At 68.3% G+C, this 16,882-nt stretch carries 11 protein-coding genes and 1 pseudogene; 10 read left to right on the plus strand and 2 right to left on the minus strand.

Annotated features, from left to right (window positions below; translation table 11 throughout):
• From U9978_RS01610 to U9978_RS01630, 5 genes and pseudogenes are all read left to right on the plus strand, one after another.
• Nucleotides 1-1,714: pseudogene (locus U9978_RS01610) on the plus strand (ParB/Srx family N-terminal domain-containing protein); the annotation flags it as partial.
• The gene (locus tag U9978_RS01615) at nucleotides 1,711-2,586 is read left to right on the plus strand and encodes a hypothetical protein (RefSeq protein WP_322759226.1); all 876 of its coding nucleotides are present in this window, start codon (nucleotides 1,711-1,713) and stop codon (nucleotides 2,584-2,586) included. The pseudogene U9978_RS01610 and the gene U9978_RS01615, both read left to right, overlap by 4 nt.
• Nucleotides 2,583-3,029, plus strand: a complete 447-nt coding sequence (locus U9978_RS01620) for a hypothetical protein (protein ID WP_322759227.1) — start codon at nucleotides 2,583-2,585, stop codon at nucleotides 3,027-3,029. Before U9978_RS01615 ends, U9978_RS01620 begins: the two co-directional genes overlap by 4 nt.
• Nucleotides 3,026-3,844 (plus strand): hypothetical protein, encoded by an 819-nt coding sequence (locus U9978_RS01625; RefSeq protein WP_322759228.1) that lies wholly within the window; start codon nucleotides 3,026-3,028, stop codon nucleotides 3,842-3,844. The genes U9978_RS01620 and U9978_RS01625 overlap by 4 nt, the downstream gene beginning before the upstream one ends.
• 415 nt (nucleotides 3,845-4,259) lie before the next feature.
• On the plus strand, nucleotides 4,260-5,639 hold the full coding sequence (locus tag U9978_RS01630) for a DUF5925 domain-containing protein (RefSeq protein WP_322759229.1): 1,380 nt from the start codon (nucleotides 4,260-4,262) through the stop codon (nucleotides 5,637-5,639).
• 80 nt (nucleotides 5,640-5,719) lie between these two features.
• Here the strand turns inward: U9978_RS01630 and U9978_RS01635 are convergent, their stop codons facing one another.
• Complete coding sequence (locus U9978_RS01635) at nucleotides 5,720-6,154, minus strand: hypothetical protein (protein ID WP_322759230.1); 435 nt, start codon at nucleotides 6,152-6,154, stop codon at nucleotides 5,720-5,722.
• 285 nt (nucleotides 6,155-6,439) lie between these two features.
• Between U9978_RS01635 and U9978_RS01640 the strand changes: the two genes are divergently transcribed.
• From U9978_RS01640 to U9978_RS01650, 3 genes are all read left to right on the plus strand, one after another.
• Nucleotides 6,440-8,272 carry a glycoside hydrolase family 15 protein gene (locus U9978_RS01640; RefSeq protein ID WP_322759231.1) on the plus strand — a complete coding sequence of 611 codons (1,833 nt, stop codon included), beginning with the start codon at nucleotides 6,440-6,442 and terminating at the stop codon, nucleotides 8,270-8,272.
• A gap of 92 nt (nucleotides 8,273-8,364) precedes the next feature.
• Nucleotides 8,365-9,648, plus strand: a complete 1,284-nt coding sequence (locus U9978_RS01645; RefSeq protein ID WP_322759232.1) for an L-2-hydroxyglutarate oxidase — start codon at nucleotides 8,365-8,367, stop codon at nucleotides 9,646-9,648.
• Between the two features lie 210 nt (nucleotides 9,649-9,858).
• The gene (locus tag U9978_RS01650) at nucleotides 9,859-12,372 is read left to right on the plus strand and encodes a G8 domain-containing protein (protein WP_322759233.1); all 2,514 of its coding nucleotides are present in this window, start codon (nucleotides 9,859-9,861) and stop codon (nucleotides 12,370-12,372) included.
• Between the two features lie 76 nt (nucleotides 12,373-12,448).
• On the opposite strand, the gene U9978_RS01655 is transcribed toward U9978_RS01650, so the two are convergent.
• On the minus strand, nucleotides 12,449-13,354 hold the full coding sequence (locus U9978_RS01655; RefSeq protein WP_322759234.1) for a 2-dehydropantoate 2-reductase: 906 nt from the start codon (nucleotides 13,352-13,354) through the stop codon (nucleotides 12,449-12,451).
• A gap of 163 nt (nucleotides 13,355-13,517) precedes the next feature.
• Here U9978_RS01655 and U9978_RS01660 point away from each other — a divergent pair, with 163 nt between their 5' ends.
• Both U9978_RS01660 and U9978_RS01665 read left to right on the plus strand, forming a co-directional pair.
• The gene (locus tag U9978_RS01660) at nucleotides 13,518-14,702 is read left to right on the plus strand and encodes an aminotransferase class V-fold PLP-dependent enzyme (RefSeq protein ID WP_322759235.1); all 1,185 of its coding nucleotides are present in this window, start codon (nucleotides 13,518-13,520) and stop codon (nucleotides 14,700-14,702) included.
• An 84-nt stretch (nucleotides 14,703-14,786) separates the two neighbouring features.
• Nucleotides 14,787-16,760, plus strand: a complete 1,974-nt coding sequence (locus U9978_RS01665) for a hypothetical protein (RefSeq protein ID WP_322759236.1) — start codon at nucleotides 14,787-14,789, stop codon at nucleotides 16,758-16,760.
• Nucleotides 16,761-16,882 lie beyond the last annotated feature (122 nt).

Genomic DNA, 16,882 nt, shown 5'->3' on the forward strand with positions numbered 1-16,882 from the left:
GGGCATCCTCGACCTCGACGACGACCCCACCCCCGGCGACCCCTTCGCCATCCGCGAACTCGCCCGCCGCTTTCTCGAATTCGCCGCCGACGTCGCACACGCCCGCGAGCAGATCACCGCAGCCACCGGCAGCGGGACCGTCCACACCTGGCTCGGCGCCGCCGCCGACACCTTCCGCGACGAACTCGACGACTTCCCCAGCCAACTCACCCAACTCGAAACCTCCTACCGGCTAGCCGGCCAAGCCCTCAACACCTACGAACCCCTCCTCGACACCGCCCAGACCCAAGCCGACCAGGCCCTCACCCGTGGCCGCGACGCCCGTGCCCGCCGCGACCACGCCCAAGCCCTCCTCGGCCCCGCCCAGACCACCCTCACCACCACCACCGCAACCCTCACCGCGCTGACCCCACCGGCCTACGCCGTCGCCGCGGCGGTTCCCGTACCGGATCCGGCCCAGATCACCCAAGCAATCCGCAACCGCGCCACCGCCCAGACCAGCCTCGACCAGACACACGCAGCCCTACACACCGCCCACGACGACCTCGACGCCGCCCGCCGCCTCGCCCTCACCGCCAAACACCTCCGCGAGAACGCGGCGAAAACCTGCGCTCACGCCATCGCGACCGCATCCCACGCCGGCATCCGCAACAAACCCTGGTGGTCCTGGGAAAAAATCAAGGAAACCGCCAGAGCCGCCTGGCACACCACCATCCAGGTTGCCAAAATCACCGTCGTCGTCCTCGGCGTCATCGCCATGATCATCGGTGGGCCGATCGCCTGGATCGTGTTCGCCGCCGCCCTGCTCATCCTCGCCGACACCCTGACCAGATACGCCCACGGCGACGCCTCCGGCTGGGACGTCGGCTTCGCCCTCCTGGACTGCATCCCCGGCACCAAAGGCCTCACCACCACCGCCGGCCTCGCCCGCGGCCTGCGCGGCACCAGCCAGGCCATCCGCGACGGCCGCGCCATCACCGCCGGCGCCGCTCTCACCCGCGACGCCCTCGCCGCCGCCCGCACCCACCTCACGACGGTCGCCACGAACCTGCGCGGAGCCCGCGCCTACACCACCACCCTCCTCCGGGGCATCCCCGACCTGTTCCCATCACCCGCGATGGCGATGGCCGGCGGCGGCGAACTACCCGGCCGGATCACCGGGCGTAGTCTCGGCTCGCAAGCCCACGCCGCCCGCGACGTCGCCCGCGGATGGACCCCACCGGTCCACAGCCTGGAGAACCCGCATACCCTACGGTTCAGCCAGGAGAACGTAGGGTCAAAAACACGAGACGGAATGAAATTCACTGACTTGGTGGAGAGTATGCGAACCGGCGGCTGGAACGGCGACCCCATCGATATCGTCGAGCTCCCCGACGGGTCGCTGCTGAGTATCGACAACCGTCGCGTCCTGGCCGCACGCGAGGCAGGCCTGACGGAGATACCGACCATCCGCCACCACCCCGAAGAACCTTTCCCCGAAAAACGTGGAAGGTCTCGATCTTTTATCTTGAATCAAGATATCCGCCAACTTTCAGATGGAACACTGGTCCGCGGCGGAACCGAAGGAAGAATCGTCCATGAGATAGAAAAATGGCCTCGAACATGGGGCGAAGCAGCCCTGTTCCGGACCGCCCGCCAGCCGAACAATCCGGACGGCTCTCCTTTTCCGCTCCTGGGCCGCCTGGAGCCGCCGAGGATACGGAACAAGGGATGAGAATTCAGTCGGAAACCTCGCCCATCCCGGCCCTCGCGGAATGTTTTGCCCGCTACCTTCGGGAACTGACAAGCAAGGACGCTGCAGATGAGCTGATTGCCGCTTTGGATTCGCACGGACTGTACCTTGAGCGTGACCTCATGCAGGCCCACCGCGACGGCTTCGAAGGATGGATACCCACGCCGGAGTCGGCTGGGGTCTGGGGTGGCCATCGGTGCTGGCTGGGCTGGTATCCGCCGGATCTGAACAAGGCCGCAGGAGGCGATCTGTGGTTCGACCCAGTCGAAATCTCCCTGATGATACTAATCCCCCGGACTATCGCAAAACTCACGAAACTTAGGGACCTTCCTCCGCGCTTTCTGGAGCGACAGACTCCGTTTGCCGGGTGGATTGCCATCCGGCAGGTGGCGATCTGGCAGGCGGTCGGTTACTCGCTCCTGACCGGCCGTGATCTACGGATCGATACGGAAGCCAGCTCGCCAGCTGCCGCGGTTGCCGGAGTGTCACCGGCCCTGGCCTGGGACATCACTCTCGTCTTCGGTAAGGGCACCTGCGACCCGGAATACTGGGAAGACGCGCACGAGGCTTTTTCGAGGGAGGAGCTAACGGACCTGTGGCGCGACGATGCACCGGAGCACGGCGGCGAGGAGAACTCCGGGTTTTGGATCGTCGTCGAACGCGCCGACGCCATGGCAGGCATTCCGTGGACACAGCCAGCCGGTGACTTTCCCTACCTCGACGAGCCGTTCCCGGCTCCGGGTATCCGCTTCCGCACCGCCGTCTCCTCCCAGATAGGGATAATAGACCCGGACGATGACGACCCGGATATGATTGTTGATCGCCGGTCGGTGGCCACGATGGGGAGCAGATGATCTCGGTGACCGACTCCTATTTCCGACGCTCTTCTGTCTGGACGGTCGCGGCGCGGCTGAAAAAACAAGGATGGAAGGGCGATCCGCTTCATGCGGTCGGGCTTCCCGACGGCACGAAAATCACCCTGCAGAACGTCCTCCTCGCCGCAGCGATCGAAGCCGGCATCCAGGAAATCCCCACGCTGACCCACCATCCCGACGAACCGTTCCCCCTGCTGCTGGCCAAGGACTTCGTCCTCACCCGTCCGGTCCGAGAACTACCAGACGGGTCATACGTCATCGGCGGATCCGCGGGGCGGGTGCTGTTCCGTCGGGGGCGGCGTGCGGAGACATACGGTGAGGCTGCGTTGTTTCGTGCCGCAGGTCAGGTGGAGATTCCCGACGGTGGCCCGGTGCCCTTCCTGTGGACGATGGCCCTGGACCGTGGAGAAGGCCGAGGATGACCGGATCACTGGACATGGCATACGCAGATCATCTGCGCATGTGGGCAGCCGGGTCGCCGACGCGCCGGCTGGTGGATGAGCTCGTGGGTAACGGTGAGCCGGCCGAGGCCGAGTTCCTTCGGACCTATCTCGACACGGGCGAGCAGTGGGTGACGACGTCGCCTGCATCTGGCGCATGGCAGGGCCGGGCGTGCTGGGTCGGCGCCAGACCACCGGCTGAAGCCAACGGTGGCGACCTGTGGTTTGACGTGGCGGAAGTGGCTGCCGCTGTGCTGGTCCCCCGTCCGGACGCGGAGATCGAGGATTTTTCGCCCGACGAGTGGGAAATAATGACCCCGTGCGTGAGCTGGCTGTCGACCAGACCGGTCCGCCGGTGGCAGCTTCTCGGTTTCGCGTCCGTGGCCGGCCTGAGCGTGGCCCGGGAGGTTGGTTCGTCGGCATATGCGATGGGTGTCCAAGGCCGCTGGGCCGACCAGTACGCCGTCTACTTCGGAAAAAGCCTGCCCGGCTGGGACAGCTGGTGGGGGGCGGCCTGCGCATTCAGCGAGAAGATCCTCGGCGTCATGTGGCCGGAGGATATTCCGGAAATCGGATTTTATGTCGAGGAGGACGCGGTAGCGATTCTGGGACGGGCACGCGCGCTGCTCGTGGACCAGGACCCGGGCGGATCGTTCCCGCTTGGCGAACATTTTGCGATCGCAGATCACTTCTGGCTACCCGGGATGCGCTTTCGGACGGAGGTGAGCACCCAGCTCGGTCTCCTGCCGTCCGACGGGGAAGGAATCGGAGGCGCACATATCCTCGCCCGCCCGTGAATGAGCGATACATCCTGCGGATGAGGAGCGCAGCCAGGTCAGCTCGGGGCATGCCCGGCGCAGCTGCGTGGGCAGCTCGATCCGCCGCAGGGTGTCGACCTCACTGTGCAGGTAGCGGACACGGATACCGAATCCAGCCGCCAGAAACGATCTTTCGAGCTTTGTAAGATCAACAAGGCCGTTTTCGGCGTACAAACCTCGAAAGATCACCAGTAGGGGACGAATCGGCCCGATCGCGACCCGCGGAACGCGCCCGCCCAACCGACGCGCCCAAGATCAACGGATGGGGCGGCGGGTGGGGACGGGTGGACGGGGGCGGCCCGAGGGCGCCAGGCGAGTCGCCTCGACGACTCTCAGGACAGCGAATACCGAAAGTCGGTGGTGTCGGCGGGGCTGGTCACCGACTATCGGTGGTGTGCCCGTCCCTCCGCAGAAGGTGCCGCAGCCTGGATCTTGGCCTGCCGCGAAGTCCCTGGATCGCAGTACCGGACTTCCGTTTGTGGTCGGCCTTGACGACTCGGATACGCCCTACGACGTGGTCGACGCCCTCGCGCTGGCTCCGTTCACCACAGGTGAGCAACCATGGGCGCACAGCGCCCGGATCGACCGCCTTCGGTCGGGTGCATCGTTGCTACCCGCCGGCGCGCAGGTACTACGCACGGTCATAGAGGACTCGCGTGACTCACGTCTTGCCGCGGGTGACGGTTGGACGTTGCGCGCCGTGCGGTGGCGCGGGGGCGGCGGCGAGGTGACCGTGACCGCGGTCAGCGAGGAACTGGCACGCACAGTCCTCGACGGGGTTGTGCGCGAGGCAGTTGTCGAATCGGAAGCCGACAGCGCTGTCACGATGGGCTTCTGGTACATGTCCGCACGACGCGGTCCGACCCGTACCGCCCGTGAGGCGGCCACGACATCATGGGCGTCGATTCGCCGCAACTACGCCAGTAGCGCGGTCGGCGCACTCGACAGGCTCATGACCGTGAGTCACGAGACACTTGTCGGCCGACTGATCCTTTTGCACGGACCGGCCGGCACCGGAAAGACCACCGTCCTGCGGGCGTTGGCCCATGAGTGGCGGCGTTGGTGCCAGGTTGACTGCGTTCTGGACCCGGAGTCGCTGTTCGCCGATCCCGGCTACCTGATGGAGGTCGCGATCGGCTTCGACGACGACGAGGACGAGGACGAGGACGAGGACGAGGACAATGATCCGGAACCCGGCAACCGGGATCACGGCGACCCGGAACCCGGCGACCGGGACCACGCCGGTCAGGATGACGGTGGCGATGACGCGGACGGCCCCGATCGACGCATTCATGATCACGCCAGCGGTGCCAGCGGTGCCAGCGGTGCCAGCGGTGCCAGCGGTGCCAGCGGTGCCGGTGACCGTGGCACGGCGCGGGCCGGCAAGACGCGCGAGACTCGCCGACGGTGGCGGCTGCTGGTGATTGAGGACTGCGACGAACTTGTCCGTGGTGACATCAGAGGCTCCTCGGGCCAGGCGTTGTCGCGGCTGCTCAACCTGACTGACGGCCTGGTCGGGCAGGGTCGCGACGTCCTGGTCGCGCTGACCACCAACGATGATCTCGCCCAGCTGCACCCGGCGATCGTGCGCCCCGGCAGGTGCCTGGCTCAGGTCGAGGTGGGATCGCTGTCCTACGACGAGGCCACCGCATGGCTCGGCACCACCCAGGGTGTCGGGCCGACGATGACGCTGGCGGAACTGTTCGCGCTCCGCGACGGCCGCGCCCCGGTACAGACCACCAAGCCGGACGCCCATTCCGGCCCCTACCTGTAACGACTTGTAAGGCCCCTACCGGTAGTCCCAGAGCCGGGCCGGCCGGCGGTCAGGCGGGTGCAAGGAAGCGGCCCGGCGGGTCACTCGCCGGCTCTGAACTCGCTGATGCCGATCACATTCGACTGCGCGTGCACGCACCGGTAGATCATGGCCTTGTCCGCCGGGGAGGCATACGTGATATTGTAACGCAGCGGATAGACGCGACTGGACTGGGTCGTGTTGTGATCACGTGCCTCCTGGACGGCCCGGCCTGCGGTCGGGCACGCGGCGCGGACCGCATCCTTCTGCGCGTCCGTGGCGGTGGCCGTGAAATAGACCACGGCCTCGATCCGAGGTGGCGGTCCGGCGACCGCAACATACACGCCGAAGGCGGTCAGAGTGGCGAACGCCAACCCGCCCAGCACCACCCAGCGCCGCTGGCGTCGGTCGGTGAGGGTCCGGCGCAGCCGCGCTGGCACCGACTCGGGTGGGCGTCGGACCGGTGCCGGTGGGGCGGTGTCCGCAACGTCGCGCACGGTCGGGAACCTTCCCTCGGACGAGATCTGACAAGGCTGGCTGGCTGGGCTGACCGGGCCGGTTGACCGGGCCACCATCAGTACGGCGTGCCCCTAACCTAGCTGTTGCGGCGAGGCCTTAAGGTAAGCGGTCTTGCCCGCGCGAACGCGAGGGATGTTCATCACACCCGACCTGTCCAAACCGGCCAGGGACGACGTGATCATGGGGGGTCAGCGGATCGCGATGCGATCCGTGGGGTCCGTCTCCTCGCGTCGCCGCAGGCCCCAAGAAACCCCGGAGAGACCGTGCCCTCCCGTATCGAGGACTACGCGGTGATAGGCGACACACATTCGGCCGCGCTGGTCTCCAGGGACGGTTCGATTGACTGGCTGTGCCTACCGCGGTTCGACTCGAGCGCCTGTTTCGCCGCGCTGCTCGGCGACAACGACTCCGGCCACTGGAAGATCGCGCCGGTCGATCCCGTGCTTGCGGTGAGCCGCCGCTACCGGGGCGACACCCTCGTCCTGGAAACCGACATGACCACGGCGAACGGAACCGTACGCATCGTCGACGCCATGTACCCGCGCTCGGGCGAGCACATCGTGCTGAGGCTGGTCGAGGGCGTCCAAGGCACCGTACGGATGCGCAGCGAGACCCGCATCCGGTTCGACTACGGCTCGATCGTCCCATGGGTGCGACGGCTGGACGACCACACGATGATCGCGGTCGCCGGGCCGGACGCGGTGACGCTGCGTACCACCGCACCCATGGAGGGCCACGACATGGCCACCTTCGCGGAATTCGCGGTGTCCGCCGGCCAGTCCGTTCCGTTCTCGCTGACCTGGTGTCCCTCGCACCGTCCGGCGCCCACCCAGATCGACGTCCGCCGGGCGATCGATCTCACCGAGTCCTGGTGGGCGGAGTGGATGGCCGGCTGCACCTACGACGGACAGTGGCAGGAGGCGGTCCGACGGTCCCTGATCACCCTCAAGGCGCTGACGTACGCCCCGACCGGCGGCATCGTCGCGGCGGTCACCACATCCCTGCCGGAAATGATCGGTGGCGTCCGCAACTGGGACTACCGCTACTGCTGGTTGCGCGACGCCACCATCACCCTGCTCGCTCTGCTCGATGCCGGCTTCACCAGCGAGGCCACCGCGTGGCGGGAATGGCTGCTGCGCGCGGTTGCCGGCGACCCCTCCCGGGTCCAGATCATGTACGGGGTCGGCGGTGAGCGCCGGCTCACCGAGTACGAAGTGCCGTGGCTGCCCGGCTACGAGGGTTCGTCGCCCGTACGGGTCGGCAACGGCGCCGTCGAACAGTTCCAGCTCGACGTCTACGGCGAGGTACTGGACGCGCTGCACGTGGCCCGGATGGCGACCGACGTGGACGGCCGTGACGACTCCTGGGCACTGCAGGCCAAGCTGATGGACTTCCTGGAGACCGGATGGCGTAAGCCTGACGAGGGCATCTGGGAGGTCCGAGGGCCACGGCGGGACTTCGTCCACTCCAAGGTCATGGCCTGGGTGGCGGCCGACCGGGCGATCAAGGGCATCACCGAGTCGGGCCTGCCCGGCCCGCTGGACCGTTGGACGGCACTGCGAGCGGAGATCCACAACGAGGTCTGCATCCGGGGCTTCGACCCCGACCGCAACACCTTCACGCAGTTCTACGGCTCCACCGAACTGGACGCTGCCCTGCTGTACATGCCGCTGGTCGGCTTCCTGCCAGCGACGGACCCGCGGGTCGTCGGCACCGTGAGCGCCATCGAACGCGAGCTCATGCAGGACGGCTTCGTACTGCGCTACCCGACCGCCGAGGATGGTGCCGTGGACGGGCTGCCCGCTGGTGAGGGCGCCTTCCTGGCCTGCACCTTCTGGCTCGCCGACAACTACGCGCTGTCGGGGCGGGTGCGCGAGGCCCAGGAGCTGTTCGAGCGGCTGCTGGCCCTGCGTAACGATGTGGGACTGCTGGCGGAGGAGTACGACCCGCGGCTGGGGCGCATGGTCGGCAACTTCCCGCAGGCGTTCAGTCATGTGCCGCTGGTCAACACCGCGCGGACGCTGACCGACGCACTCCGGGGCATGCCGCGCTCCCGAACCGACCGGGCCTACCCACCCGGCCACTTCTTCGGGTAGGCACGCAGGGACGGGACCGCCCGCCCGTCCACGTCCGCCGATACTGGGGGCAGGCCACACCATTGGTGGCAAACCTAAAGGAGGCAGGACACGTGGCGGGTCGGGTCGCGGTCATCGGCGGTGGGATTGTGGGGTTGGCGGTGGCCCGACGGATCGGACAGGTCGATCCGGGCGCCACCGTCACGGTCTTCGAGAAGGAACACGACGTCGCCCGGCATCAGACCGGGCGCAACAGCGGGGTGGTCCACGCCGGGCTCTACTACCAGCCCGGCTCGCTGAAGGCGACACTGTGCCGACGCGGTGTCGCGCTACTCAAGGAGTACTGCACTACCCACCGCATCCGCTACGACGAGTGCGGAAAGATCGTCGTAGCGGTTGACAGCAGCGAGCTGGGCAGGCTTGCCGACATCGCCGACCGCGCCCGCGCCAACGGCGTCCCGGACACGACCATGCTGGACCCGGGCGGCCTGCGCCGCTATGAACCGCATGCCCGTGGGGTGGCCGCGCTGTACTCCCCCACGACCGCGATCGTGGACTACCCGGCCGTGGCCCGGGCGCTGCGTGACGACATCCTGGACGCGGGCGGGTCGGTCCGTACGGGTGCCGAGGTTGTGTCGGTCGAGGAACGCGGCGACGGCGTCCGGCTGGGTCTGCGGATCCGGGGGACGGCCCGGGTGACCCCCAACGGAAGCCACGCGACCGCGTTGAAGGCCGGCGGCACGGTCACGGAGGTGACCGAGACGGCTGGGCCGTTCGACCTTCTCATCGCCTGCGCGGGGCTGCAGTCCGACCAGGTCGCGGCGTTCACCGGGGAAGATCCCTCACCACAGATCATCCCGTTCCGTGGCGACTACTGGCTGCTTCGGCCGGAGCGTCGGGGGTTGGTACGAGGACTGATCTATCCGGTGCCGGACCCGCGGTACCCGTTTCTCGGCATCCATCTGACCAAACGGGTGGACGGCGAGATCCTGGTCGGCCCGAACGCGGTCCTGGCGACCGCCAGGGAAGGGTACACAGCCCTGACCGTCGCGGCATCGGATCTGCGCGCGACGCTGACCTGGCCGGGTTTCCACAAGATGGCCCGCACGCACTGGAAGACCGGAGCACACGAGATCCTGCGGACGGCCAGCCGGCGCGCGTTCGTCGCACAGGCCCGCCGGTACGTCCCGCAGCTGCAGGCCGCTGACGTCGTGCGGGGGCCCGCCGGCGTGCGCGCGCAGGCGGTCGCCCGGGACGGCAGCCTGGTGGACGACTTCGTGTTGTCGATCCGTGGACGGATTGTGCACGTCCGCAACGCGCCATCTCCGGGCGCAACCGCGTCCCTGGCCATCGCCGAGCACATCGTCAGTAAGGTCGTCGCGGAACCGGCCGCGTGAACGCGGAGCCACGCACGCGTGACGCCGCAACCACGACCTGACCCTAAAACGGCGTCTATGAGCCATTGGTTTATCATGACATTCCTGGTCACGTTACGTGATCGGGGGGGCAGTCAGGACGTCGACCGGTTACCGAATGTAAAGTGGTGATGTAGCCAGATGTTCCCTGTTCTTGGCAGACGCCGACGATTGCACCGGCGCCGAACGACGATGGCTGCCGGCATCGCCGCCGTCGGCCTTTTGTCCACGCTCGCGGCGTGTCAGGACCCGACGGCCCCGACAACCCCGATCGGCAGCCGCAGTCCGGACGCCACCGGCGCGCCTGCGACACCGGCACCGGGCGTCCCGACAGCACCCGTGCCTTCGGCCCAACCCGGAGTCACCGCGCCCGAGTTCGCCACCTTCGCCAAATGGAGCAATCCCGCGACGTGGGGCGGAAAGGTCCCCGCCGCGGGTGAGGTCGTCACCGTCGCGGCGGGCAAACAGATACTCGTCGACGTCGACCTACCCAAGCTGGGGGGCTTGGTGGTCAACGGCGACCTCGCGTTCGCGGACCGGGCGACGACCCTGCGCACGGCCTACGTCATGGTGCACGGACGGTTCTGGATGGGTAGCGAGAAGGCCCCGCTCACCAGCGCCATCAGACTCATCCTCGACGGTCGCTCGAGCGACAACACGATGGGCATGGGCGCGAACGTCCTGGGCTCGATGGGTGGCCGCATCGAGATCCACGGCAGGGATTCCGGCCGCACCTGGACAAAACTCTCCCAGACCGCCAACGCCGGCGCCACGACCCTCACGCTCATCGACCCCGTGTCATGGCGCGCCGGTGATCTCATCGTCGTCGCATCCTCCGACCTCGACGTGAACCACAAGGAACGCGTCACGGTTTCCGGGGTCTCAGCCGACGGCAGGACGGTCACGATCGCCAAGCCGCTCGCCCGCAAACACGCGTCGATCGTCACCACACAGACCTCCGGCGGGCAGACCCGCTCGGTCGAGGAGCGAGCCGAGGTCGGCCTGCTGTCGCACAACATCGTGATCACCGGCCCCGATGACGCGGCAACGACGAAGTTCGGCGGCCACGTCATGATCATGTCCGGTGGTGTCCTGCGCATGTCGAACACCGAACTCGACCACATGGGTCAACTCGGGGTGCTGGCCCGCTACCCGATCCACTGGCACTGGGCCGGCGACCAGAGCGCCTCGCTGGTGGACAGCGTCAGCATCATCGACAGCTTCAACCGCATGGTCACCATCCACCGGACCAACAACGTGCACGTCACCGGTGTGGTGGCCGACGAGACCTACGGTGCCGGCTTCTTCCTCGAAGACCGCGTGGAAGAGGGCAACGTCCTCAGCAACAACCTGGTGATGGGCGTCCGGCAGGTCCCGGCGGGTAGCAAACCGCTACGCGCGTCGGACCAGATCCCGTCGGAATTCTGGATCACCGATCCGAACAACATCCTGAGCGGCAACTCTGCCGCCGGTGGTGACGGCGTCGGCATCTGGTACGACTTCGACATGAACGCGGTCGACGCCGGAAACGCCAGCGACGACGCGATCCACGACGCGGTCGACAAGCCGTTCGGACTCAATCAGAACAGCACCGCCCACTCACACACCATCCACCCCTCCGATTTCCCGGCGGAGGGCGTGCCGGGTTCGGGAATCAGCGTTGAGGCATACAACGGCGACTACGCCAAGCGTGGCACCATGATCAATCCGAACGTGTGGAAGAACGAGGGCTTCGGTCTGTGGATCGACGGAGCGCTCACGACCAACAATCCCACCGCCGCGAACAACAGCATTGCCCTCAACTGCCAGGACACCGCCGTCAACAACGGTCTGCTCATCGGCAACAACACCGCCAACAGCGGCAGTGAAACCGGGCACATCCAGGCGTTGATCCGCTTCTACCACGGCCAGTGCGACACGAACGGAACATGGCTGGCCAACTTCAAGCAGGGCGCCGGAGCAGATCCCGGGCTCGCGGCCATCAGCGACATCGGTGCAAGCACGTGGGACGCCACCAACCGGGTGAAGGGCCTGAAATTCTTCGGTGACGGCTACCGCACCCTGTTCGCCAGCAACAGCCCGTACTTCGAAGCCGCGGAGGCCGGTCACTCGCACTGGTTCGCCGACCTCGACGGCTCGGTCAAGGGTGACGGCGCGCCGGCGATCATCAGTAACAACTCCGCGCTGCTGCGGTCACCGACAGACAAGACCATCTACACCCGGGTCGGCCCCGGCTACTTCCAGGGCGCTGACTTCGGTACCTGGAGCCCGCTCAACCGCGGCTTCATGCGCATCCGCCTCGGCCTGGTCGAAGATCACTGGACGTGGAAGCGCGCCGACGGCGTCACCGCTTACAGCGGCACCGTGGGCGTGGTCGAAGGCCAGCGGTACCAGGTGACTCCTCCGTCCGGCGGAGCGCTCGGATCGCTCGACTTCGACATCCACGGCACCGATCCAGGCTTTGTCGACCTGGTCATCCCCTGGTCGGGCAAATCTGCGCCCAAGGCCGGCTTCAAGTTCTGGGGCCAGGACGTTGCGGTGAAAATGGCCTCGAGCGTCGCCGCCATCGGCCAGGACGGTCAGTACTTCGTCTCCGGCGGAAACCTCTATCTGCGTATCCAGGTCGGCGGGACGAGCGTGGCTTTCGGTAACGGCGGCGACCTGCGCAGTCTGGCCAACGCCGACCAGTACTGGACCATCGGGTAGATCCAGGCGACAGGCCGCCGGTCGCGCGCGTCATGAATCCGTGCGCACGACCGGCGGCCTCGAAACCTGCTTCAGATCACCGGGTTGGAGCGACCGGCAACGGGGACGCGGCGTCGCTGATCGCGGCCAGCAACGGAAGAATGTGCGCGGACACCACGGTGGGGACACCGTGCTCGGCGCCGATCCGTACCACCGCACCGATCAGGGCCTCATGTTCCAGGGGACGGCCCGCCAACCGGTCGTAGAGCATCGACGTACCCGACCCGGCCGGCTGGTTGCGCAGCCGGCCGATGGTCACCTCCGGCAGGTCGGCGGGAACGGCCGCACCGTCGGCGTGGGCGACGGCGACCGCTTCGCGCATGATGCTCAGCGCGAGTCGGCCCACATCCGCGCGGCGCAACACCTCCAGGCGCCGGCCGGTCAGCGCGGTCAGCGAGTTCGCCGCGGTGTTGGCGGTCAGTTTCGTCCAGGCCGTGACGGCGAAGTCGTCCACCGGTCGCAACAGCCCCGCACCAGGCAGGATCTCGGCGAAACGGTCGGCGAGAGCACCCGCCGGGACGTGCAGGAACCCGTAATTGCGGTGTTCGACCACGCCGGGCGCAACCGGCTCGGCGTTGATGTAGACGACCGTGGGGAGCACCCGGTCCGCGGGGACCACCCCCGCGACCCGCTCGGCTTGGCGGACGCCGTTCTGGGCGACCACGACGACGGTGTCCGGACCGACCAGGTGCGTCAACCACGCGAGCGCCGTGGCATTCTGATGGACCTTCGTCGCCAGCAGCACCCAGTCGACAGGCTCGGCCTGCTCGGGGTTGGTCCAGACCGGCAGTGCAGCTCGAAACACCCCGTCCGGGCCCCGGATCACCAGGTCGTCGAACCGTCGACGCGCACAGAGCTGCACGTCAACCCCGGCGGCGGCCGCTCTGGCGGCGAAGAACCCGCCGACCGCACCCACACCGACGACGGCCAGTCGTCCCACCATCAGTGCAGTGTCGCAGCGCGCCCGACTCCGACGCGAGCGAACCGGTTGGGCCAGGGCATGTCCGATGCATTCTGATTCATTCCGATGCATTCCGATCGAAGACCTACCAGCCTGGCCCTGATGGCTCGGTGATGCGACGCTCGTTCCCGTGAGACCTGCGCACATGTCGACACCGCCGGCTGGTCCGACCGGCCAGGCCCGCGACGGCAGCGAGATCATCCATCTCGATTCGGCCGGGTGCGCGCGGATGAGTGGGGCCACGGTGGCCGCGTGTGCCGAGTACCTTGCGCAGGAGAGCCGGGTCGGTGGATACGTCGCCGAGTTGCGCCACGGCGAGCGGTCGGCAGCGCTGCGGGCCGACCTCGCTCGCCTGCTGGGTCCGGATCTGTCCACCGACGACGTGACCTTCCATCACTCTGCGTCCACCGCGTTCGCCGCGCTCGTCGACGCCTGGCCACTGTCCGCCGGCGGGCGGATCGGTGTGGTACCAGGCGAGTTCGGGTCCAACTCGATGGTGTTGGCCGCGCGGGCGGCCCGTGACGGAATCGAACTGGTCTACCTGCCGGTGGACGGTGACGGGCGGATCGACCTCGACGCTCTGGACCGCATCGACCTGGCCGGCCTGGGGCTGGATCTGGTGACCTTCCCGCACATACTTTCCCACCGGGGGATCATCCAGCCGGCTGCGGAGGTCACCGCACGCGCCACCGCCGCGGGCGTCCCCGTCCTGCTCGATGTCGCGCAATCCCTCGGGCACGTCCCGACGGTCGGACTGGGCGCGGCGGCCTACGTCGGGACGTCGCGCAAGTGGCTGCGCGGACCGCGCGGGGTGGGCATCCTCGCCATCCCGGCCGGAATCGTCGAACGGCTGGTCGCCCCGTCCCGCTGCCTGCACACCGCGACCTGGGACGGACGCGGGCTGCCCGTCCCGTTGAGCGGGATCGCCGGGCTGGGGATCGGCGAGTCGGCGATGGTCGCCCGGGTGGGCCTCGCCGTCGCCGTCGGTGAGCTCGTCGCTGCCGGACCGCACACGGTGTCGAGCCGGATCACGGCGATCGGGATGTCGGCCCGGCAGCGCCTGGACGAGGTGGCCGGCTGGCGGGTGGGTGAACCGCTGGCCGAGCCCAGCGCAATCGTCACGCTGATCCCGCCGTCCGGGGTGGACCCGCACGCGGTCCGCGACCGCCTCTACACTGGCGCCGGCATCCTGACCAGCGCTTTTGCGACCGCTCGGGCACCCAGGGACATGTCCGGCCCACTGCTACGCGTAAGCCCCCACATATACACCGAACCGGACGGGATCGAGGCTCTCGCGCAGGCCCTGGACAGGTTCACCCGGACCCGCTGACGATCGCCGACCACGCATCGTGGAACCTGAATATCACCTGAGAGCACCCGCAAACAGACATGACCGGCCGAGGACGGCGTGACCATGCCACCTGACACACCGCCGCCTGATCGCAAGGGCTTCGCCGTTGCCTCACACGGTGCGGTCATGGCCCGTGCGGCCGTGCTGTTCCGTGTCCTCACCGGCGTGCTGAGCCTCGCGCAGGTCGCGATCTGGTGGTCGTGGGTCTGGGCGCACCCGTGGACGCTCGCCGGTCCGCTCGCGGCCACCGGCTGGACTGTGATCGTCGCGGTCCTCCTCGCCCGCCACGGCCTCGACCCGCGCATCAGCTCCCTGGAACTCGCGCTGGCCGGACCGCTGGCCTGCTTCGGCGCGCTGCTGATCCCGCCGGCAACCGTCGGAGACGCCGCCAACTGGGTCTACGTCACCGTGGGCGGGGTCACCGTGACGGCGGCGTGGTGCCTGCCGGTACGCGCCGCGGTGCCGGCCGTCGCGAGCGTCGCGGCAGCGTACTGGGCCGGTGCGGCCATGGTGGGGCCGTCCGGTCCGGCCCCTGGCGTGCCGGTGCGCTCCGTGGTGCTGCTCGCGGTCATCACGACGGTCTGGGCACTTGCCGTGCGCACGTGCCGCGCCCACGCCGCCGATGCCGACATCGACCTCGTGGCGGCGGTACGCCGGCACCGGATCGCCACGATCACCCGCTCCCGGACGCAGGACCGCCGGGAACAGGAACGCATCGTGCACGACACGCTCGTCAACACCCTCACCGGAATCGCGATGAACGGCGCGCGGCCCCTCGATCAGGTCACGCCGGGGGCGACCGCGACGGTACGCACGGTCGACATCCGCGGCCGCTGCGCGGATGACCTGTCCGTCCTGGAGGCATTCCTCGCCCGGGGGGCGTCCCGGGATGGCGCGCCGGCAGCGGCAGCGGCGGCGCGGGCTGCACTGACCCACGACAGCGGCCGGCTCATCCGCACCGGCCATGAGACCGGGTTGGCCCGCGGCGTCGCCGTCTTCATCATCTGCTGGCATGCGGCGATGGTGCTGCCCGTCGTCACCATGACGGAGACCTACCGCTGGCCGTTGGTCTCGATGGCGGTGTGGCTCGGGCTGGCGGTTCTTGCCGTGCTCACCGTTCCCATCATGATCAGGAGAGGTCTCCGGGGACGGGAATCCGCCGGGCTGCTGGCCGCCGCGGCGCTCGCGGAGCTTCTGGTCGGCGTGACCTGCCGTGGGTACAACGTGGTCGGTTTCGCCAATTGGGCGCTGCTCGGCGCCGGTTGGCTGCTGGTTGCGACGGCGGTGAACCGCCCGATCCGCGAGGCTCTGCTCGGCGCCACCACGGTGACGGTTCTGGCCACCGTGCTGGCCTTGTACGAGGTCGGCCCGGTGCCCCTTGCCTTGGCACGGCTGGTCGCGGTGACCTGGGGCCTGTGGGTGCCGCCGCTGGCGGTCGCGGTGATCCGCCGCGCCATGGCCGCAGCCGGCCCGACCGTTGCGCGGACCGTTGCGACCGAGGCCGACCTGAGCGCGTTGGAACTCGCCGCCGAAGCGGTCGCGGCCGACCGTGCCCGCCGGTGGGACATGCTCGCGACCCGCACGCTGCCGCTGGTCCGGGCGATCGCAGACGGCCTGCTCGACCCGGCCGACGAGGCCGTGCGCGGCCGCTGCGCCGCCCAAGCTGCGACCCTGCGCCGGATGCTGGCAGGAACGACCGCCGCGGACCTCGAACAGGTGATCGCCTCCGCCGAACGCCGAGGCCTGCGGGTCGAGACGCAGCTGGCCGGAGACCTACGTGACGTTCCGGCGCAGGCGCGCAGCGCGATAGCCCGATTAGTCGATGAGTCCCTCGCATCGGTCGCCACGGGTCGAGTTCTGCTCACCGTGCTCGGTGGGATCGACGAGGCACTGGTGTTCGTGTCGTTCCCCGCTTCCGCGCAGGCTGCGCAGACCACCGCGACCATCGACACGGGCGGCTACCTGGACGGCCACCTCGACGCACTCGCGGACACCGTGGACGGCCGCGCTTCCCTGGAGCTGCGATGGAGCCGATGAGGATACCCGGCGGCGTGCGCTACCGGCACGCAGAGCCACGATCGATCCGTCCTGGAGCCGATCCGCCATCCGCCCACTCCCACGCCCACGCCCACGCCCACGCCCACGGGCGATCACTGATC

It is taken from the genome of Protofrankia sp. Cr2 (assembly GCF_963555885.1).
Lineage (GTDB): Bacteria > Actinomycetota > Actinomycetes > Frankiales > Frankiaceae > Protofrankia.

Excerpts from the sequence above, each read along its gene's own strand:
- U9978_RS01615 (WP_322759226.1), top strand. The coding sequence starts at position 1,711 with ATGAGAATTCAGTCGGAAACCTCGCCCATCCCGGCCCTCGCGGAATGT.
- U9978_RS01620 (WP_322759227.1), top strand. The coding sequence starts at position 2,583 with ATGATCTCGGTGACCGACTCCTATTTCCGACGCTCTTCTGTCTGGACG.
- U9978_RS01625 (WP_322759228.1), top strand. The coding sequence starts at position 3,026 with ATGACCGGATCACTGGACATGGCATACGCAGATCATCTGCGCATGTGG.
- U9978_RS01650 (WP_322759233.1), top strand. The coding sequence starts at position 9,859 with ATGGCTGCCGGCATCGCCGCCGTCGGCCTTTTGTCCACGCTCGCGGCG.
- U9978_RS01655 (WP_322759234.1), bottom strand. The coding sequence starts at position 13,354 with ATGGTGGGACGACTGGCCGTCGTCGGTGTGGGTGCGGTCGGCGGGTTC.
- U9978_RS01660 (WP_322759235.1), top strand. The coding sequence starts at position 13,518 with ATGTCGACACCGCCGGCTGGTCCGACCGGCCAGGCCCGCGACGGCAGC.
- U9978_RS01665 (WP_322759236.1), top strand. The coding sequence starts at position 14,787 with ATGCCACCTGACACACCGCCGCCTGATCGCAAGGGCTTCGCCGTTGCC.